The organism is Pseudomonas alcaligenes (assembly GCF_014490745.1).
In the GTDB taxonomy this organism is placed as follows: domain Bacteria; phylum Pseudomonadota; class Gammaproteobacteria; order Pseudomonadales; family Pseudomonadaceae; genus Aquipseudomonas; species Aquipseudomonas alcaligenes_C.
Map to the genome: position 1 here is coordinate 101,638 of NZ_LZEU01000001.1, position 18,025 is coordinate 119,662.

Annotated in this window: 17 protein-coding genes; 11 read left to right on the forward strand and 6 right to left on the reverse strand. The window is 66.5% G+C overall.

All coding sequences use genetic code 11. The features are described from left to right. Positions 1 to 17 precede the first annotated feature (17 nt). On the forward strand, positions 18 to 2,825 hold the full coding sequence (gene polA / locus A9179_RS00475) for a DNA polymerase I (RefSeq protein ID WP_187803907.1): 2,808 nt from the start codon (positions 18 to 20) through the stop codon (positions 2,823 to 2,825). Between the two features lie 369 nt (positions 2,826 to 3,194). Here polA and yihA read toward each other — a convergent pair whose 3' ends face one another. Further along, positions 3,195 to 3,851: a ribosome biogenesis GTP-binding protein YihA/YsxC gene (gene yihA, locus A9179_RS00480; RefSeq protein ID WP_187803908.1), complete on the reverse strand. Its 657-nt coding sequence runs from the start codon at positions 3,849 to 3,851 to the stop codon at positions 3,195 to 3,197. A 182-nt stretch (positions 3,852 to 4,033) separates the two neighbouring features. On the opposite strand from yihA, the gene A9179_RS00485 reads away from it, so the two are divergent. The 3 genes from A9179_RS00485 to glsB all read left to right on the forward strand — a co-directional run bounded on the left by A9179_RS00485 (position 4,034) and on the right by glsB (position 6,056). After that, a complete protein-coding gene (locus A9179_RS00485) occupies positions 4,034 to 4,327 on the forward strand; it encodes a c-type cytochrome (RefSeq protein WP_187803909.1) in 294 nt (97 codons plus the stop codon). A gap of 46 nt (positions 4,328 to 4,373) precedes the next feature. Further along, positions 4,374 to 4,991, forward strand: coding sequence for a c-type cytochrome (locus A9179_RS00490; protein ID WP_187803910.1), 618 nt, complete (start codon positions 4,374 to 4,376; stop codon positions 4,989 to 4,991). Between the two features lie 144 nt (positions 4,992 to 5,135). Beyond that, positions 5,136 to 6,056 carry a glutaminase B gene (gene glsB / locus A9179_RS00495; protein ID WP_187803911.1) on the forward strand — a complete coding sequence of 307 codons (921 nt, stop codon included), beginning with the start codon at positions 5,136 to 5,138 and terminating at the stop codon, positions 6,054 to 6,056. 33 nt (positions 6,057 to 6,089) lie between these two features. Here the strand turns inward: glsB and A9179_RS00500 are convergent, their stop codons facing one another. Together A9179_RS00500 and A9179_RS00505 are read right to left on the reverse strand one after the other, a co-directional pair. After that, the gene (locus A9179_RS00500) at positions 6,090 to 7,082 is read right to left on the reverse strand and encodes an asparaginase (protein ID WP_187803912.1); all 993 of its coding nucleotides are present in this window, start codon (positions 7,080 to 7,082) and stop codon (positions 6,090 to 6,092) included. 116 nt (positions 7,083 to 7,198) lie between these two features. Continuing rightward, positions 7,199 to 8,647, reverse strand: a complete 1,449-nt coding sequence (locus A9179_RS00505) for an alanine/glycine:cation symporter family protein (protein ID WP_187803913.1) — start codon at positions 8,645 to 8,647, stop codon at positions 7,199 to 7,201. A gap of 166 nt (positions 8,648 to 8,813) precedes the next feature. On the opposite strand from A9179_RS00505, the gene A9179_RS00510 reads away from it, so the two are divergent. Continuing rightward, positions 8,814 to 9,626, forward strand: a complete 813-nt coding sequence (locus A9179_RS00510; RefSeq protein WP_187803914.1) for a helix-turn-helix domain-containing protein — start codon at positions 8,814 to 8,816, stop codon at positions 9,624 to 9,626. Positions 9,627 to 9,803: 177 nt separating this feature from the next. Here A9179_RS00510 and aspA read toward each other — a convergent pair whose 3' ends face one another. Then, positions 9,804 to 11,228, reverse strand: coding sequence for an aspartate ammonia-lyase (aspA, locus tag A9179_RS00515; RefSeq protein ID WP_187803915.1), 1,425 nt, complete (start codon positions 11,226 to 11,228; stop codon positions 9,804 to 9,806). 236 nt (positions 11,229 to 11,464) lie between these two features. On the opposite strand from aspA, the gene A9179_RS00520 reads away from it, so the two are divergent. From A9179_RS00520 to A9179_RS00540, 5 genes are all read left to right on the forward strand, one after another. Further along, the gene (locus A9179_RS00520; RefSeq protein ID WP_187803916.1) at positions 11,465 to 12,373 is read left to right on the forward strand and encodes a LysR substrate-binding domain-containing protein; all 909 of its coding nucleotides are present in this window, start codon (positions 11,465 to 11,467) and stop codon (positions 12,371 to 12,373) included. Positions 12,374 to 12,541: 168 nt separating this feature from the next. Beyond that, positions 12,542 to 13,030, forward strand: coding sequence for a 5-(carboxyamino)imidazole ribonucleotide mutase (gene purE, locus A9179_RS00525; protein ID WP_187803917.1), 489 nt, complete (start codon positions 12,542 to 12,544; stop codon positions 13,028 to 13,030). A 14-nt stretch (positions 13,031 to 13,044) separates the two neighbouring features. Further along, the gene (locus A9179_RS00530; RefSeq protein WP_187803918.1) at positions 13,045 to 14,127 is read left to right on the forward strand and encodes a 5-(carboxyamino)imidazole ribonucleotide synthase; all 1,083 of its coding nucleotides are present in this window, start codon (positions 13,045 to 13,047) and stop codon (positions 14,125 to 14,127) included. 83 nt (positions 14,128 to 14,210) lie between these two features. Further along, entirely contained in the window at positions 14,211 to 14,456 is a 246-nt protein-coding gene (locus A9179_RS00535) for a GlsB/YeaQ/YmgE family stress response membrane protein (protein ID WP_187803919.1), read from the forward strand. Positions 14,457 to 14,520: 64 nt separating this feature from the next. Beyond that, on the forward strand, positions 14,521 to 15,054 hold the full coding sequence (locus A9179_RS00540; RefSeq protein ID WP_187803920.1) for a DUF3299 domain-containing protein: 534 nt from the start codon (positions 14,521 to 14,523) through the stop codon (positions 15,052 to 15,054). Between the two features lie 32 nt (positions 15,055 to 15,086). Here A9179_RS00540 and A9179_RS00545 read toward each other — a convergent pair whose 3' ends face one another. Both A9179_RS00545 and A9179_RS00550 read right to left on the reverse strand, forming a co-directional pair. Further along, entirely contained in the window at positions 15,087 to 15,986 is a 900-nt protein-coding gene (locus tag A9179_RS00545) for a D-hexose-6-phosphate mutarotase (RefSeq protein WP_187803921.1), read from the reverse strand. Positions 15,987 to 16,090: 104 nt separating this feature from the next. Continuing rightward, positions 16,091 to 16,495, reverse strand: a complete 405-nt coding sequence (locus A9179_RS00550; protein WP_137974555.1) for an acyl-CoA thioesterase — start codon at positions 16,493 to 16,495, stop codon at positions 16,091 to 16,093. Between the two features lie 203 nt (positions 16,496 to 16,698). Here A9179_RS00550 and A9179_RS00555 point away from each other — a divergent pair, with 203 nt between their 5' ends. After that, the gene (locus tag A9179_RS00555; RefSeq protein WP_187803922.1) at positions 16,699 to 17,988 is read left to right on the forward strand and encodes an MFS transporter; all 1,290 of its coding nucleotides are present in this window, start codon (positions 16,699 to 16,701) and stop codon (positions 17,986 to 17,988) included. The last annotated feature ends 37 nt before the right edge of the window (positions 17,989 to 18,025 follow it).

Sequence of the window (18,025 nt, forward strand, 5' to 3'; positions counted from 1 at the left end):
AAAGGTTGATCCTGCGCATGTCTAACGCCCCTCTGGTTCTGGTCGACGGTTCCTCCTATCTCTACCGCGCCTTCCATGCCCTGCCGCCGCTGGCCAACTCCAAGGGCCTGCAGACCGGCGCGGTGAAGGGCGTGCTGAACATGCTCAAGAGCCTGCGCAAACAGTACCCGGACAGCCCCTTCGCGGTGGTGTTCGACGCCAAGGGCGGCACCTTCCGCGATGCCATCTTCGCCGAGTACAAGGCCAACCGCCCGCCGATGCCGGACGAGCTGCGCGGCCAGGTCGAGCCGCTGCATGCCAGCGTCCGCGCCCTTGGCTACCCGCTGCTGTGCGTCGAGGGCGTGGAGGCCGACGACGTGATCGGCACCCTGGCCCGGCAGACCGCGGCCCTGGGCCGCGACGTGGTGATCTCCACCGGCGACAAGGACATGGCGCAGCTGGTCTGCCCGCACGTTACTCTGGTCAACACCATGACCGGAAGCGTCTACGACGTGGATGGCGTGAAAGGGAAATTCGGTGTCGGCCCTGAGCTCATCATCGACTACCTGGCGCTGATGGGTGACAAGGTGGACAACATTCCCGGGGTGCCCGGCGTCGGCGAAAAGACCGCGCTGGGCCTGCTGGTCGGCGTCGGTGGCGGCCTCGATGTGCTCTACGCCAACCTCGACAAGGTGGCCGAGCTGCCGATCCGCGGTGCCAAGACCCTGCCGGCCAAGCTCGCCGAGCACAAGGAGATGGCCTACCTGTCCTACGAGCTGGCGACCATCAAGCTGGATGTCGCGCTGGATGTCGGAGTCGATGACCTTTATCCCGGTGAGCCCAACCGCGCGGCCCTGGTCGAGCTGTACAGCGAGCTGGAGTTCAAGGGCTGGCTGGACGAACTGCAGCGCGAGAAGCCCAAGGCCCGCCCGGCCACGGTGCCGGCGCCCAGTGGCGGCCTGTTCGATCAGCCCGAACCGGTGGCGGCCGAGGTGGGCGAGCCGGACGCAGAGCAACCGGCCGCCAGCGAATCGCGCTACGAAACCGTGCTGGAGCAGGCGCAGTTCGATGCCTGGCTGAAGAAACTGCAGGCGGCCGAGCTGATCGCCTTCGATACCGAGACCACCAGCCTCGACCCGCAGCAGGCGCAGGTGGTCGGCGTATCCTTCGCCGTCACTGCTGGCGAGGCGGCCTATGTGCCGCTGGCCCACTCCTATATGGGCGTGCCGGCGCAGCTGGATCGCGACGCGGTGCTGCGCGCGCTCAAGCCGATTCTCGAAGATCCGGCCAAGGCCAAGGTCGGCCAGCACGCCAAGTACGACATGAACGTGCTGGCCAATGCCTCGACGCCGATCATGGTGCAGGGCGTAGCCTTCGACACCATGCTCGAATCCTATGTGCTGGACTCCACGGCCACCCGTCACGACATGGACAGCCTGGCCATGAAGTACCTCGACCACAGCACCATCCGCTTCGAGGACATCGCCGGCAAGGGCGCCAAGCAGCTGACCTTCGACCAGATCGCCCTGGAACAGGCCGGGCCCTACGCGGCGGAAGACGCCGACATAACCCTGCGCCTGCACCAGTGCCTGTGGCAGAAGCTCGAAGCCACCCCGAGCCTGGCCAAGGTGCTGCGCGAGATCGAGATGCCGCTGGTGCCGGTGCTGGCGCGTATCGAGCGCCAGGGCGCGCTGGTCGATGCCAAGCTGCTCGGCGAGCACAGCGTCGAACTGGGCGAGCGCCTGGTCGAGCTGGAGCGCCAGGCCTTTGCCATCGCCGGCGAGGAATTCAACCTGGGTTCGCCCAAGCAGCTCGGTGCGATCCTCTACGAGAAACTCGGTCTGCCGGTGATCAGCAAGACCGCCACCGGCCAGGCTTCGACCGCCGAAGCGGTGCTGGCCGAACTGGCCGAGCAGGACTACGAACTACCCAAGGTGCTGATGCAGTACCGCAGCCTGAGCAAGCTGAAGAGCACCTACACCGACCGCCTGCCGGAGCAGATCAACCCGCGCACCGGGCGCATCCACACCAGCTACCACCAGGCGGTGGCGGCGACCGGGCGGCTGTCGTCGACCGATCCGAATCTGCAGAACATCCCGATCCGCACCGCCGAAGGCCGGCGTATTCGCCAGGCGTTCGTCGCGCCCCAGGGCTACAAGCTGCTGGCGGCGGACTACTCGCAGATCGAGCTGCGCATCATGGCCCACCTGGCCAAGGACGAGAGCCTGCTGGACGCTTTCCGCCATGGCCGCGATGTGCACCGCGCCACCGCCGCCGAGGTGTTCGGCGTGGCCCTGGATGAAGTCACCAGCGACCAGCGCCGCAGCGCCAAGGCGATCAACTTCGGCCTGATCTACGGCATGAGCGCCTTCGGCCTGGCCAAGCAGATCGGCTGCGACCGCAAGCAGGCGCAGGCCTATATCGATGTGTACTTCCACCGCTATCCCGGTGTGCTGGCCTACATGGAGCGTACTCGTGAGCAGGCCACCCAGCAGGGCTACGTCGAGACCCTGTTCGGTCGCCGCCTGTACCTGCCGGATATCCATGCGAAGAACCCGGCGCTGCGCAAAGGCGCCGAGCGCACCGCGATCAACGCGCCGATGCAGGGCACCGCGGCGGACATCATGAAGCGCGCGATGATCGCCGTGGATGCCTGGCTGCCGCAGTCCGGGCTGGATGCCAAGGTGATCCTGCAGGTACACGACGAACTGGTGCTGGAGGTTCGCGAAGACCAGATCGAGGCGCTCAAGGCCGGCCTGCTGCCGCTGATGAGCGGTGCCGCCGAGCTGGATGTGCCGCTGCTGGTCGAGGCGGGAGTCGGCAACAACTGGGATGAGGCGCACTAAGTGTGCCGCCGGCTGCGGCATAGGGTCGCAGTCGGCCTGGTTTTAGAAGCGTTTACGCATTAGCAATCGGCTGTTTATCGCAATGCGGTTTAAAAAAATCTGAACTATCTGCCAGGAACGCCGGTCAGAGTTTACGAATGGCACGAAGCCCTTCGATGCTCCTATGTGTGTTTAGTGTTGGCAGATCTCTGAACCCCGCCCTAGCGGTTCAGAATTGAACCCCGGTCTTCTCCCTCCCCATACGAAGCCCGGGGTTTTTTTTGCTCACGATTTGCTGCGCGTCGGCCATGCGGCGTTGAAATTGAGCTCGGGCTGCTCATTTACAGCCCGTAAACTCCGCGCCCTCGCTCAATTTCGCCTTGCCTGACCTTAGCTCGCGAAATCGTGATCGCCACCTTCCTCGGCTTCTTCAAGCAGCCCCATCCAGCCGGCCAGCACGGCCTGCGCTTCCTCGACGCCCTGGCGCTTGGGCGCCGAGAACAGCTGGATGCTGACACCCTCACCCCAGCCCTTGCGAATGTCCTGGCGCACCTTGAGCAGGGCGTTCTTCGCCGCGCCAAAGGTCAGCTTGTCGGCCTTGGTCAGCAGGATATGCAAACGCATGCCGCTGGCCTGCGACCAGTCGAGCATCATGCGGTCGAACTCGGTCAGCGGATGGCGGATGTCCATCATCAGGATCAGCCCGGCCAGGCTCTCGCGGCTGCTCAGGTAGGCTTCCAGGTGGCGCTGCCAGTGCTGCTTGAGCGGGATCGGCACCTTGGCGTAGCCATAACCGGGCAGGTCGACCAGGCGGCGCTCTTCGTCCAGCGTGAAGAAGTTGAGCAGTTGGGTGCGCCCCGGGGTCTTCGACGTACGCGCCAGGCTGGCGTGGGTCAGGGTGTTCAGTGCGCTGGACTTGCCGGCGTTGGAGCGCCCGGCGAAGGCCACTTCAAAGCCCTCATCGGGCGGGCACTGGTCGACCTTGGCCGCACTGATCATGAAGGTAGCCTGTTGGCACAGACCAATGATGGGATTCTTGGGTTGCATGGGAGGTTCCGGTTGGGGCGGGCGCCGCGTGAGGCGCGGCATGGTGTCGCTTCCGTTTCAGCGACGCCAGTATATAATGCCGCAGATTTTGTGTGCGCTTTGTCCCGTCCGTTGTCTCGGGAACGACCAAACCAGCTGCGCGATAGAACGCAGTTCGTTCCCGCCCCTGATGAGGTTGGCCCATGAAAAGAGCATTGGTTGGTGCGGTTGTCCTGTGTGCCCTGTCCGGTACGTTGCAGGCAGCGCAGGATGCCGAAGCGGTGTATGCCAAGGCCTGTTCGGCCTGCCACAATGGACAATTGCCGATGGCGCCCAAGCGGGGCGACAAGGCAGCTTGGGAGCCGCGGCTGGCCAAGGGCACCGATGCCCTGGTACAGAGCGTGACCAACGGTTTGAATGCCATGCCACCCCGTGGCCTGTGCATGGATTGCAGTGCCGAGGACTACCAGGCCGTCATCAAGTTGATGAGCGAGTAGTCCCGTAAAAAACTCTTTATACCTCTAGCCGTTATTGGATTAGCTGATGAACAAAGTACTCGTGAGCCTGCTGTTGACCCTGGGTGTCTCCGCTGCCGCGCATGCCGCCGACGCCATCGTCGGCGATGCCAAGGCTGGCCAGGCCAAGACCGCCGTGTGCGGCGCCTGTCACGGTCCGGACGGCAACAGCGCCGCACCGAACTTCCCGAAACTGGCTGGCCAGGGCGAGCGCTACCTGCGCAAGCAGATCCATGACATCAAGGGCGGCAAGCGCCAGGTGCTGGAAATGACCGGCATCCTGAACAACCTCAGCGAGCAGGATATCGCCGACATCGCCGCCTACTTCGCCAGCCAGAAGATGGGTGTCGGCGCTGCCGACCCGAAACTGGTCGATGCCGGTGAAGCGCTGTTCCGCGGTGGCAAGGTCGAAGAAGGCATGCCGGCCTGCACCGGTTGCCACTCGCCGAATGGCGCCGGCAACGCCGCTGCCGGCTTCCCGCACTTGGGTGGCCAGCATGCGACCTACGTGGCCAAGCAGCTGACCAACTTCCGCGAAGGCGAGCGCACCAACGATGGCGACACCATGGTCATGCGTTCCATCGCTGCCAAGCTGAGCAACAAGGATATCGCTGCGGTTTCCAGCTATATCCAGGGCCTGCACTGATCGCTGCGCGGGTGTGAAAAAGGGTGGCTGCGGCCACCCTTTTTTGTGCCCGCAAAACGCCCAGGCGCTGTGCTCTACACGGCGTCGGCAGCGTCTATTCCGGCATGTGCGGGCATATCGCCCGGGATCGCGCTGGGTACCAAGATGCAGGCATTGCTGGACGACATTCTCGAACAGGTTCGCCCCCTGCTGGGGCAGGGTAAGCTGGCCGACTACATTCCGGCCCTGGCCGAGGTGCCGGCCGAGCGCCTGGGCATCGCCGTGTGCGGGGTGGATGGCAGCCTGTACACCGCCGGCGATGCCAGCGAGGCGTTCTCGATCCAGAGCATCTCCAAGGTGTTCAGCCTGGTGCAGGCCATCCAGTATTCCGGCGAGGATATCTGGCAGCGTCTCGGCCACGAGCCGTCCGGCCAGCCGTTCAACTCGCTGGTGCAGCTGGAGTTCGAGCGTGGTCGCCCGCGCAATCCCTTCATCAATGCCGGCGCCCTGGTGATCTGCGACATCAACCAGTCGCGCTTCGCCGCGCCGGCCTTGTCCATGCGCGATTTCGTCCGGCGCCTGGCGGGCAACGCCCAGCTGGTGGCGGATGCCAAGGTGGCCGAGTCGGAGTACCAGCACCGCGCGCGCAATGCCGCCGCTGCCTACCTGATGCAGTCCTTCGGCAACTTCCACAACGAGGTGGAGGCGGTGCTGCGCAGTTATTTCCATCACTGCGCCCTGGCCATGAGCTGCGTCGACCTGGCCCGCGCTTGCGGCTTTCTGGCCAATCAGGGACGTTGCCCGCAGAGCGGCGAGGCGATCCTCACGCCGCGGCAGACCCAACAGGTCAACGCCATCATGGCCACCAGCGGGCTGTACGACGAGGCCGGCAACTTCGCCTACCGGGTCGGCCTGCCGGGCAAGAGCGGGGTGGGTGGCGGGATAGTCGCGGTGGTGCCGGGGCGCTTCAGCGTCTGCGTGTGGTCGCCGGAGCTGAACGCCGCCGGCAACTCGCTGGCCGGCCTGCGCGCGCTGGAGCTGCTCAGCGAGCGCATCGGCTGGTCGGTGTTCGCGCCGCTGGGGTGACGAGCCGCCCCCTTTCCCTAGGGAGAGGGGGGATCAGTCCGCCAGTTCGCCGCACAGGTCGAGGGGCAGCAGGCGCTCCACCTCGGCCAGGGGCAGGCCGGCGCCGAGCAGGCTGAACAGCTTGCCCAGCGCCGCTTCGCGGCCCATGCCGGCGCCGCTGACCAGGCCGCAGCCGGCCAGGGCGCTGCCGGCGGCGTACACGCCGAACTCGACATGGCCCTGCGGGCACTGGCTGATCGCCGCCAGCAGCACGCCACGGGCGCGGGCCTCGCGCAGGGCGGCGAGGATCTCCGGGTTGTCCGCGGGGCCGGTGCCGCTGCCGTAGCATTCCAGCAGCACGGCCTGCACGCCGCTGGCGAGCAGGGCGCGCAGCTGCTCGGCGGCCAGGCCGGGGAACAGCGGTTGCACGGCCAGGCGTACCGGCTGGCGTGGCTGGCGGTAGTGCAGCGCCGCCGGCAGCGCGGCCAGACGCTGGCCGTGGCGCGGCCGCTGGTGGTCGGCGAAGGCGTCGAACGCCTCGCTCTTCAGCTTGCTGGCGCGGGCGCCGTGCAGCAGCTGGCCGTTGAAATACAGGTGCACGCCAGGCGCCACGCCGCGGGCGAGCAGGGCCAGGGCGCCGAACAGGTTGGCCCAGGCATCGCTGCCGGCCACCCCGGCCGGCTGCATCGAGCCGGTCAGCAGCAGCGGTACCGGCAGGCCCAGCAGCAGGAAGCTCAGCGCCGCCGCGCTGTAGGCCAGGGTGTCGGTGCCATGCAGCAGCAGCACGGCATCGCAGCCGTCCGCGTCCACGGCCTGGACGATGGCGTCGCGCATGGCCAGCCAGTGGGCCTGGGTCATGTTGGCGCTGTCCAGTGGCGGGCTCAGCTCGCGAAAGCGCCAGCTCGGTACCGGGCGCTCGGGGTGTGCCGCCTGTTCGGCGCGCAGACGGGCTTCGAAGCCGGAGGCCGGGGCCAGGCCGGACTCACTCATCTGCATGCCGATGGTGCCGCCGGTGTAGAGCACCAGCAGGTTCTGCGATGGGGTCATGCGGATATCCGATCAGATAACGGCGGAGCGATTCTGCCCGAGTGTAACGGCGAACCGCCGGCCTTTGGGCAAGAAAAAGGGGGCTGTGCGCCCCCTTCTCTTGGTGCTGCCGAGAATCAGCGCTGGTGCAGGCTGTGGGCCAGGGCCACGCGCTCGTCGGCGGCTGCCGGCTGCGGGTTGGCCGGCCAGGCGCCAGGATCCAGCTCGAGGTCGGCGAAGCCTTGCGGGTCGAACACCGGGGTCTTCACGCCGGCGGCGCGCTGGCGGTCGTAGTCGCGCATCAGGCGCAGGCCGACTTTCAGCAGCATGGCCAGGGCGGCCAGGTTGACGAAGGCCAGGCAGGTCATGGTGATGTCGGCGAAGGCGAACACGGTGCCGAGGTTCTGCGCCGAACCCCACAGTATTAGCGCCAGCACCAGGCCGCGGTAGGTCAGCAGTACCGCGCGGCCACGGCCGAAGAGGAACTGCAGGCTGTTCTCGCCGAGGTAGTAGTTGTAGAGGATGCAGGTGAACACGAACAGGCTCAGCGCTACGCTGACGAAGATCCGCCCCCAGTCACCGACCACGGCGGCCAGCGAGTTCTGGGTCAGGACGATGCCGTCGCCTTCGAAGCCCGGGGTGTAGAAGCCCGACAGCAGGATCAGCAGGGCGGTGCAGGTGCAGATGACGAAGGTGTCGAGGAACACGCTGAACGCCTGTACCACGCCCTGCGCTACCGGATGGCGCACGGCGGCCACGGCGGCGACGTTCGGCGCACTGCCCAGGCCCGCTTCGTTGGCGAACACGCCGCGCTTGACGCCCATCACGATGGCGCTGCCGAGCAGGCCGGCGAAGGCCGGTTCGAGGCCGAAGGCGCTCTTCACGATGGTCACCAGCATGCCCGGCACCAGTTCGATCTGGGTGGCGATCACGTACAGGGTGACGGCGATGTAGGCCAGGGTCTTGACCGGCACCAGCAGGTCGGAGACGGCGGCGATGCGCTTGATCCCGCCGAGGAACACCAGGCCCAGCAGCACGGCCAGGGCGATGCCGGTGTACTGCACCGGGAAGCCGAAGGCGTTCTCCAGCGAGTGGGTGACGGTGAACGATTGCAGGCCGTTGAAGGCGAAGCCGTAGGTGACCAGCAGCAGGGCGGCGAAGGTCAGCGCCATCCAGCGCAGCTTGAGACCGTGCTGGATGTAGTAGGCCGGGCCGCCGCGGTACAGGCCGTCGCCGTCAGCGCGCTTGTACAGCTGGGCCAGGGAGCACTCGAAGAAGCTGCTGGACATGCCGACCAGGGCGGTCACCCACATCCAGAACACCGCGCCCGGACCGCCCAGGGTCACGGCGATGCCGACCCCGGCGATGTTGCCGGCACCGACGCGGCCGGCGAGGCTGAGCATCAGGGCCTGGAAGGAACTCAGCTGGCCGGCGCTGCCGCGGATGGATTCCTTGAACACGCTGAACATGTGGCCGAAATGGCGGAACTGGACGAAGCGCGAGCGCAGGGTGAAGTAGCTGCCCAAACCGACGATCAGCACGATCAGCAGTTTTCCGGACAGGAAATCGTTGAGCATTTCCAGCATGGCGAGGACCTCGATTCTTATTGTTCGAGTGGATAAGTGCGGCACAGCAAAAGCCGTGGGGGCGCATGGTCGACCCGCTGCCCGGTGGGGGCAATTTCGCGGGTCGCGGCGAATTGACGCGAGTTGATGCTATAGTGGCGTCACTTGCATCAGTCTGGTGGCCGCCATGTCCGAGCACCTCGGTGACAATCTCAAGCTGCTGTGCAGCCACTACCGCTCGATCGCCGAGGTTTGCCGCAAGCTGGCGATCAATCGCGCCCAGTTCAACAAGTACCTCAGCGGGCAGAGCCGGCCGACGGCCTACAACCTCAAGCGCATCTGCGATTTCTTCGGCGTCGAGGACTACGAGCTGGGCCAGCCGCCGGAGCAGTTCGCCCGCCTGATCGGCGCCCGTGGCGCCACGCCGGGCAAGGTTGCCGAAGGCGATCCGCTGCTGGAGCTGCTGCAGCCGCTGCGTGACAACGCCGGCAACCTCGGGCGCTATTGCGGCTATTACTTCGAATACTCCAACTGCATGTCGGTGCCGGGCTACATCCTGCTGTCGCTGGTGCACCTGCGCGAGGAGCGCGGCACCTTCCTGTTCGAGCGCCAGGAACGCCAGGAGCGCAGCCGCGCCGGCGAGGCCGAGGACTGGGTGCGCTGCCGCTACCTGGGCGCGGCCTTCCAGCTGCAGGATCGGCTGTTCCTGATGGACTACGAGTCGCTGACCATCAACGAGATGAGTCAGACCATCCTGATCCCCAGCTTCAAGAGCCGCATCAGTCGTCTCAATGGCCTGAAGACCGGGGTATCCAGCGGCGACGGGCGCAACCCGGCCTGCACCCGGGTGGTGTGGGAGTTCCTCGGCACCGAGATCAACCGGGTCAACGCCTACCGGCAGATCATGCTGTACCGCCCGGACGACCCGCGCATCGACCTCGACATTCGCCAGCGCCTGGCCGGGCCGCCGCTGTCCAACGGCCTGTTCGAGCTGGAATGACGGGCAAAAAAAGACCCGCCGAGAGGGCGGGTCAGAAGGGAAGACGTCTGGCCTGGTGAGCCTCAGACGTTTCGTTATCGCCTCGGGTGGTGGAGCCAGCCCGGGGTGAGCGATAAAACGGGATGGCCGAGGCCATCCCTAAAAGAGGCGTGGGGGTGCCTCTCGGTCGATGAAGGGTCAGCCCTGCAGCGGCACCAGACGCGGTGCGATCATGTTCTCCGGGCGCAGGATGTCGGCCAGGGTGGCTTCGTCCAGCAGCTTTTCCTCGCGCACCAGTTCCAGCACGCCGCGGCCGGTGTCCAGCGCGGTCTTGGCGATACGGGTGGCGTTCTCGTAGCCGATGTAGGGGTTCAGCGCGGTGACCAGGCCGATGGAGTTCTCCATCAGCTCGCGGCAGCGCTGCTCGTTGGCCGTGATGCCGTCGATGCACAGTTCGCGCAGCATATCCATGGCGCGGGTCAGCAGGCGGATCGAGTCGAGGATCTTGTAGGCGATCAGCGGCTCCATCACGTTCAGCTGCAGCTGGCCGCCTTCGGCGGCGAGGGTCAGCGCCAGGTCGTTGCCGATCACTTCGAAGGCCACCATGTTGACCGCCTCCGGAATCACCGGGTTGACCTTGCCCGGCATGATCGAGCTGCCCGGCTGGCGTGCCGGCAGGTTGATCTCGTTGATCCCGGTGCGCGGGCCGCTGGAGAGCAGGCGCAGGTCGTTGCAGATCTTCGACAGCTTGACCGCGGTGCGCTTGAGCATGCCGGAGAACAGCACAAAGGCGCCCATGTCCGAGGTGGCCTCGATCAGGTCGGCTGCCGGCACCACCGGATGGCCGCTGATGATCGCCAGGCGCTCGACGGCCAGCTTCTGGTAGGCCGGGTCGGCGTTGATCCCGGTGCCGATGGCGGTGCCGCCCAGGTTCACTTCGGTGAGCAGGGCCGGGGCCAGGCGCTTGAGGTGCTGCAGGTCTTCGCCGAGGGTGGTGGCGAAGGCGCGGAATTCCTGACCGAGGGTCATCGGCACGGCGTCCTGCAGCTGGGTGCGACCCATCTTCAGTACATGGCCGAACTCCAGGCCCTTGGAGGCCAGCGCCTGGATCAGCTTGTCCAGGGCGTTGAGCAGGCTGTCGTGGCCGAGCAGCAGGCCGACGCGGATGGCGCTCGGGTAGGCGTCGTTGGTCGACTGCGCCATGTTCACGTCGTTGTTCGGGTGCAGGTGCTGATACTCGCCCTTCTCGTGCCCCATGGCTTCCAGGGCGATGTTGGCGATCACCTCGTTGGCGTTCATGTTGGTCGAGGTGCCGGCACCGCCCTGGATCATGTCGACCACGAACTGCTCGTGGAACTCGCCCTGGATGATGCGTGCACAGGCGGTGCTGATCGCGGTGTGCTTGGCGGCGGACAGGTGGCCCAGCTCGCGGTTGGCATCGGCGGCGGCCTGCTTGACCATGGCCAGGCCGATCACCAGTTTCGGGTAGTGCGACAGCGGTACACCGGACAGTCGAAAATTCTGCACGGCACGCAGGGTCTGGATGCCGTAATAGGCCTCGGAAGGCACTTCAAGTTTGCCGAGCAGATCTTTTTCGATGCGGGTGGATGCAGCAGCGGACATGATGAGATTCATCTCTGATGGATACGGCGATTGCCGCGATGCCCAATAGAATGGGGCTTAACCCGTTTGTCGGCTAATGCTGTTAGAGGCTATGGTATGCACAAACGGCATAATGTCGCAGTGACCCAGCAGAAATGTCGCGCGTGCATAATATCGAACGCTTGTTGGGGTGCTGTTCCCCTTAGGCACACCTCTCCTAACGCAGCCAAGTCGCTGAAAGCCAAGCCGAGGAAGCAATGAACCTGGAAACCAAGTGGCTGGAAGACTTCGTCAGCCTGGCCGCCACCCGCAGCTTTTCCCAGGCGGCGGAAAAGCGCTTCGTCACCCAGCCGGCCTTCAGCCGGCGCATCCGCAGCCTGGAGGCGGCGCTGGGCCTGACCCTGGTCAACCGCTCGCGCACGCCGGTGGAGCTGACCGAGTCCGGCCAGCTGTTCCTGGTCACTGCGCGCAACATGGTCGAGCAGCTCGGCGAGGTGGTGCGTCACCTGCACAATGTCGAAGGCCAGCAGGGCGAGGTGCTGCAGATCGCCGCCGCGCACTCGCTGACCCTCGGTTTCTTCCCGGAATGGATCGCCCGCCTGCGCCGCGAGGGCCTGCCGCTGAATACCCGGTTGGTGGCGAGCAACGTCGGCGAGGCGATCCACGCCCTGCGCGAAGGTGCCTGCGACCTGATCCTCGCCTACTACGACCCGGACGCCGCGCTGCAGCTGGCGCCGGAGATCTTCCCCTCGCTGCACCTGGGCGCCACCTCGATGCTGCCGGTATGTGCGGTGGGCGACGACGGTGTGCCGCTGTTCGACCTCGACAGCGGGCAGAGCGTGCCGCTGCTGGCCTACAGCGCCGGCGCCTTCCTCGGTCGCTCGGTCAACCAGCTGCTACGCCAGCGCGCCCTGCGCTCCAGCACGGTGTACGAGACGGCGATGGCCGACAGTCTGAAGAGCATGGCCATGCAGGGCCTCGGTGTGGCCTGGGTGCCGCGCCTATCGGTCACCGCCGAACTGGCCCGCGGCGAGCTGGCCATCTGTGGCAGCGAACACTGGCAGGTGCCGCTGGAGATCCGCCTGTACCGCTGCGTGCTGTCGCGCAAGGCGGCGATCCGCCTGCTCTGGCGCAAGCTGGAAGGCGGTCTGGGGCAGGGCGCGTGACCGCCAGCTGACAAATGGTCACGGCGGGGGCGCGACGTCCGCCGCTTTCCGGTATACTGCGCCGCCTCCAGGCCCCATGCGGCCTGGCCCGCACATAACAAGCCACGCCGAATGCGTGGCTTGTTGGTTTTTGTCGCGCCGCAAGGCGCCCGAGCTAGAGGCAAAACGATGAGCGCACTGGTTGGCGTGATCATGGGCTCCAAGTCCGATTGGAGCACCCTCAGTCACACCGCAGAGATGCTGGAAAAGCTGGGCATCCCCTATGAAGTGCAGGTGGTGTCGGCCCATCGCACTCCCGATCTGCTGTTCCAGTACGCCGAGCAGGCCGACGGTCGTGGCATCCAGGTGATCATCGCCGGTGCCGGCGGCGCCGCCCATCTGCCGGGCATGTGCGCGGCCAAGACCCACCTGCCGGTGCTGGGTGTGCCGGTGCAGTCGGCCGTGCTGTCGGGCGTCGACTCGCTGCTGTCGATCGTGCAGATGCCGGCCGGCATTCCGGTCGCCACCCTGGCCATCGGCAAGGCCGGTGCGGTCAACGCTGCCCTGCTGGCGGCCAGCATCCTCGGCCACCAGCACCCGCAATTCCATGAGCGTCTGAAGCAGTTCCGCGACGAGCAGACCCAGACCGTGCTGGACAACCCGGATCCGCGTTCCTGAGCGAGGCCCAACAGATGAAGATCGGCGTAATCGGTGGCGGCCAGCTGGGCCGCATGATGGCTCTGGCGGGCACCCCGCTGGGCATGAGCTTCGCCTTCCTCGACCCGGCGCCGGATGCCTGCGCCCAGGCCCTCGGCGAGCATATCCGCGCCGACTACGGCGACCAGGAGCACCTGCGCCAGCTGGCCGACCAGGTCGACCTGGTGACCTTCGAGTTCGAGAGCGTGCCGGCCGAGACCGTGGCCTTCCTCTCCCAGTTCGTGCCGGTGTACCCGAGCGCCGAGGCCTTGCGCATCGCCCGTGACCGCTGGTTCGAGAAGTCGATGTTCAAGGATCTCGGCATCCCCACCCCGGAATTCGCCGATATCCAGTCGCAGGCCGACCTGGATGCCGCGGTAGCCGCCATCGGCCTGCCGGCAGTGCTGAAGACCCGCACCCTGGGCTACGACGGCAAGGGCCAGAAAGTCCTGCGCAAGGCGGAAGACGTGGTCGGTGCCTTTGCCGAGCTGGGCAGCGTGCCGTGCATCCTCGAAGGCTTCGTGCCGTTCACCGGCGAAGTGTCGCTGGTGGCCGTACGTGCCCGTGACGGCGAGACGCGCTTCTACCCGCTGGTGCACAACCGTCACGACAGCGGCGTGCTGGCCCTGTCCATCGCCAGCACCGCGCACCCACTGCAGGCGCTGGCCGAGGATTACGTCGGCCGTGTGCTGACCAAGCTGGATTACGTCGGCGTGCTGGCCTTCGAGTTCTTCGAAGTCGACGGTGGCCTCAAGGCCAACGAGATCGCCCCGCGGGTGCACAACTCCGGGCACTGGACCATCGAAGGCGCCGAGTGCAGCCAGTTCGAGAACCACTTGCGCGCCGTTGCCGGCCTGCCGCTGGGCTCCACCGCCAAGGTGGGCGAGAGCGCCATGCTCAACTTCCTCGGCAGCGTGCCGGAGGTGAGCAAGGTCGCGGCCATCGCCGACTGCCACCTGCACCACTACGGCAAGGCCTTCAAGGCCGGGCGCAAGGTCGGTCATGCCACCCTGCGCAGCAAGGACATGGCAACCCTCAAGGCGCGCATCGCCGAGGTCGAGGCGCTGATCCAGGGTTGAACCCTGCCGCTGTGCTCCGGTCACAACAAGGCGTGCCTCGCGGCGCGCCTTGTTCGTTTCAGGCCTCTCAAAAGGAGCACACCATGAGCATTATCGGCACTATTCTGATCGGCCTGATCGTAGGCCTGGTGGCCCGCTTCCTCAAACCCGGCGATGACAGCATGGGCTGGATCATGACCATCCTGCTCGGTATCGGTGGCTCGCTGGCGGCCACCTACGGCGGCCAGGCGCTGGGCATCTATGCGGCGGGGCAGGCGGCCGGCTTTATCGGCGCGGTGGTCGGCGCCATCGTCCTGCTGCTGCTCTACGGCGTGCTGAAAAAGAGCTGAGGCGGCTGGGAACCGGCCCGCGGCAGGGTTAGTCTTAGCCGCTTTGCCGAGCCGAGACCCGCGTATGCGCCGCCTTCTTCTGACCCTGCTGTTGCTGCCGCTGCTGGCCCATGCCGAACTGCCCGAAACCGACTGGCTGGAGCTGATGCCGGCCGAAGACCAGCAGGCCCTGGAGGCCATGCCGGAGATCAGCCACGACACGCCCGAAGCGGATGGCACCTTCGGCAGCCAGGGCGGGCTGAAGCAGCAGGACAAGGACATGCCGGCAGTGATGTATTCGGCCAAGACCGTGGCCGCGCTGAACGGCAAGGCGATCCGCCTGGGTGGCTACCCGGTGCCGCTGGAGAGTGACGCCAAGGGCCGCAGCACCCTGTTCTTCCTGGTGCCCTATCCGGGCGCCTGCATCCATGTGCCACCGCCGCCACCGAACCAGATCGTGCTGGTGCGCTATCCCCAGGGCATCGCCCTCGACGACATCTATGCGCCGCTGTGGGTCGAGGGGCCGCTGCACATCGAGACGGTCAGCAACGACCTTGCCGATGCCGCCTATGCCCTCGATGCCAGCCTGGTGCGGGTGGTGACCGACGACGATCTATAGGGGTTACCGCGGGTAGCGCGGGTTTTCCCGCCCTACGCCGGCTCGCTCCACAGGCTCAGGCCAAGGCTGTGGCTGGCGCCCGGTGCCAGCTCCAGGCAGTCGTCCCAGACATTCGCCGTCTCGATGCACAGCATGCGTTGCCAGGCGTCGTCGGCGAACTGCGACAGGCGCTTGGCCTTGTCGATCCACGGATTCCACAGCACTGCCGAGCGCGACTGGCTGGCCTGCAGGTGGATGCGGCGGCGCCAGCCGGCGTCGAACAGGCTCAGCTGCGGCGGTACGTCGAGGTAGATGCGGTCGGTCTCGCCGGCGAAGCTCAGCTCGCCCTGCTGGCGGCGTTCCTGCCAGCCGTCCAGGGTCTCGATGTAGCGGCAGCCGTCGAGGCCGGCGACGCTGACCTGACGGATGTCGCTGACGCCGAGGTAGGTGTGCAGCGCCTGGCTCAGGGCCAGCGGCTGGTCGCCATGGTTGCGGCTGCTCAGTTCCAGGTGCAGACGCTGGTCGAGGCGGATGCGCAGCTCCAGGCTGGCTGCCTGGGCCCAGTCGGCCAGCGGCTGCTGGCGGCTGTCGAAGGCGAAGCGCAGCTCCACCGCGTCGTCCTGGCTGTCGATGCCCAGCAGCTGCCAGTCGAGTCCGCGCACCCCGCCATGGGCTGCCGCCTGGGCCGGATTGGCGTGCTGCGCCTGCAGCGCCGCCGGGTTGCGCTGCAGGTCGCCGAACCACGGCCAGCACACCGGTACGCCACCGCGTACCGACTGGCCGCGGCGGTAGGCGGCCTCTTCGCTGAGCCAGATCAGTGGCGGCTGTTCGCCCTGCTGGAAGCGCAGCACCTGGGCGCCCTGTTGCGCCACCAGCAGCTCGCTGCGGCCCTGGCGTACGCGCCAGCAGACCAGCTCGTCGAGCTCCACCCGTTCAACCTGTGCCTGGCTCATGTGCCTGTTCTCCAAAGGGACTGCCTGCATTTGACCGCAGTGGCGGGCAAAGGCCAAGCGCGCAGAAAAACGCCGACTTGAAGTCGGCGTTGTCTATTCCGGGCTTATCCGCGTCGTGGCGGAACGGGGCGGGTGCGCCCGCTGCCGTCGATGGCGACGAACACGAACACCGCTTCGGTGACCTTGCGCCACTCGCTGGACAGCGGATCGTCGCTCCATACCTCGACCAGCATCTGGATCGAGCTGCGCCCGACCTCCAGAGCCTGGGTGTAGAAGGACAGCTGGGCGCCCACCGCTACCGGAACCAGGAAGGCCATGCGGTCGATGGCCACGGTGGCAACACGCCCGCCGGCCACCTTGCTGGCCATGGCGGTGCCGGCCAGATCCATCTGCGACACCAGCCAGCCGCCGTAGATATCGCCGAAACCGTTGGTTTCGCGCGGCAAGGCGGTGATCTGCAAGGCCAGATCGCCCTGAGGGATGGGGTCTTCCTGTTCGAGTTCGATCATGCTGCTGGGCCCCGCGGGTCGATTCTTATCGTTGGCTGTGTCGGTGGCAGGCTGCGACCCGCGCTGAGCGGGCCGTGCGCAGTATATAGAGGTGCGCGTCAAAGGACGACCGTGCAGTCCCGCTTTTGCCGGGGAAGCTGCAGCCTGGAGCCAAATTTGCTAGGGTGCGGCGCAGCCTTGCCACCTCATAAGAACGACGCCCTATGCCCAGCGAACTCGCCAGCGCCGCCCCCGTGGCGCGTCCCCTGATCCGCAGCGACTACAAGACCCTTTCGCTCTCCGCCCTGGGCGGCGCGCTGGAGTTCTACGACTTCGTCATCTTCGTGTTCTTCACCGCGGTGGTTGGCAAGCTGTTCTTCCCGGCCGACATGCCCGAGTGGCTGCGCCTGATGCAGACCTTCGGCATCTTCGCCGCCGGCTACCTGGCACGCCCGCTGGGCGGGGTGATCATGGCCCACTTCGGCGACCTGCTCGGGCGCAAGCGCATGTTCACCCTGAGCATCTTCATGATGGCGGTGCCGACCCTGCTGATGGGCCTGCTGCCGACCTACGCGCAGATCGGCATGGCCGCGCCGCTGCTGCTGCTGTTGCTGCGCCTGATCCAGGGCGCGGCGATCGGCGGTGAAGTGCCGGGCGCCTGGGTATTCGTCGCCGAGCACGTGCCGGCGCGGCATATCGGCTTCGCCTGCGGCACCCTGACTTCCGGGCTGACCTTCGGCATCCTGCTCGGTTCGCTGATGGCGACCCTGATCAACAGCCTGTACAGCCCCGAAGAGGTGCTGGACTGGGCCTGGCGCGTGCCGTTCCTGGTCGGCGGGGTATTCGGCCTGTTCTCCGTGTACCTGCGCCAGTGGCTGCACGAGACCCCGGTATTCGCCGAGCTGCAGCAGCGCAAAGCGCTGGCCGCCGAGCTGCCGCTCAAGGCCGTGCTGCGCGAACACCGCGCGGCAGTGCTGCTGTCGATGCTGCTGACCTGGGTGCTCACCGCCGGCATCGTGGTGGTGATCCTGATGACCCCGACCCTGCTGCAGAGCCAGTACGGCTTTGCCGCCGCTACGGCGCTGAAGGCCAACAGCCTGGCCATCGTCTGCCTCACCTTCGGTTGTATCGCCTCCGGCCTGCTGGCGGATCGCTTTGGCGCCGGGCGCACCTTCATCGGCGGCAGCCTGCTGCTGGCCGTGCTGTCGTGGACGCTCTACAGCAGCCTCAAGGCCCATCCGGACTGGCTGTTCCCGCTGTACGCCCTGACCGGCCTGGCGGTGGGGGTGATCGGCGCGGTGCCCTATGTGATGGTCAAGGCCTTCCCGCCGGTGGTGCGTTTCTCCGGGCTGTCGTTCTCCTACAACCTGGCTTACGCCATCTTCGGCGGCCTTACCCCGATGCTGGTGACCCTGCTGCTCAAGGCCAACCCGCTGGGCCCGGCCTATTACGTGCTGGCCCTGTGCGGCCTGGGGCTGGCCGTGGGTATCTACCTGGCCAGCCAGCGCCGCTGAGTTTGGGTAAGCGTAGGGCGGGTGAAGCCCGCGATGG

What these genes read in the sequence shown, in the direction of transcription:
- glsB (WP_187803911.1), top strand. Translation starts at nt 5,136, where the DNA reads ATGCAGGCATTGCTGGACGACATTCTCGAACAGGTTCGCCCCCTGCTG.
- A9179_RS00540 (WP_187803920.1), top strand. Translation starts at nt 14,521, where the DNA reads ATGCGCCGCCTTCTTCTGACCCTGCTGTTGCTGCCGCTGCTGGCCCAT.
- A9179_RS00505 (WP_187803913.1), bottom strand. Translation starts at nt 8,647, where the DNA reads ATGCTGGAAATGCTCAACGATTTCCTGTCCGGAAAACTGCTGATCGTG.
- A9179_RS00490 (WP_187803910.1), top strand. Translation starts at nt 4,374, where the DNA reads ATGAACAAAGTACTCGTGAGCCTGCTGTTGACCCTGGGTGTCTCCGCT.
- aspA (WP_187803915.1), bottom strand. Translation starts at nt 11,228, where the DNA reads ATGTCCGCTGCTGCATCCACCCGCATCGAAAAAGATCTGCTCGGCAAA.
- A9179_RS00535 (WP_187803919.1), top strand. Translation starts at nt 14,211, where the DNA reads ATGAGCATTATCGGCACTATTCTGATCGGCCTGATCGTAGGCCTGGTG.
- A9179_RS00530 (WP_187803918.1), top strand. Translation starts at nt 13,045, where the DNA reads ATGAAGATCGGCGTAATCGGTGGCGGCCAGCTGGGCCGCATGATGGCT.
- A9179_RS00545 (WP_187803921.1), bottom strand. Translation starts at nt 15,986, where the DNA reads ATGAGCCAGGCACAGGTTGAACGGGTGGAGCTCGACGAGCTGGTCTGC.
- A9179_RS00550 (WP_137974555.1), bottom strand. Translation starts at nt 16,495, where the DNA reads ATGATCGAACTCGAACAGGAAGACCCCATCCCTCAGGGCGATCTGGCC.
- A9179_RS00555 (WP_187803922.1), top strand. Translation starts at nt 16,699, where the DNA reads ATGCCCAGCGAACTCGCCAGCGCCGCCCCCGTGGCGCGTCCCCTGATC.
- polA (WP_187803907.1), top strand. Translation starts at nt 18, where the DNA reads ATGTCTAACGCCCCTCTGGTTCTGGTCGACGGTTCCTCCTATCTCTAC.
- A9179_RS00520 (WP_187803916.1), top strand. Translation starts at nt 11,465, where the DNA reads ATGAACCTGGAAACCAAGTGGCTGGAAGACTTCGTCAGCCTGGCCGCC.
- A9179_RS00510 (WP_187803914.1), top strand. Translation starts at nt 8,814, where the DNA reads ATGTCCGAGCACCTCGGTGACAATCTCAAGCTGCTGTGCAGCCACTAC.
- A9179_RS00500 (WP_187803912.1), bottom strand. Translation starts at nt 7,082, where the DNA reads ATGACCCCATCGCAGAACCTGCTGGTGCTCTACACCGGCGGCACCATC.
- yihA (WP_187803908.1), bottom strand. Translation starts at nt 3,851, where the DNA reads ATGCAACCCAAGAATCCCATCATTGGTCTGTGCCAACAGGCTACCTTC.
- purE (WP_187803917.1), top strand. Translation starts at nt 12,542, where the DNA reads ATGAGCGCACTGGTTGGCGTGATCATGGGCTCCAAGTCCGATTGGAGC.
- A9179_RS00485 (WP_187803909.1), top strand. Translation starts at nt 4,034, where the DNA reads ATGAAAAGAGCATTGGTTGGTGCGGTTGTCCTGTGTGCCCTGTCCGGT.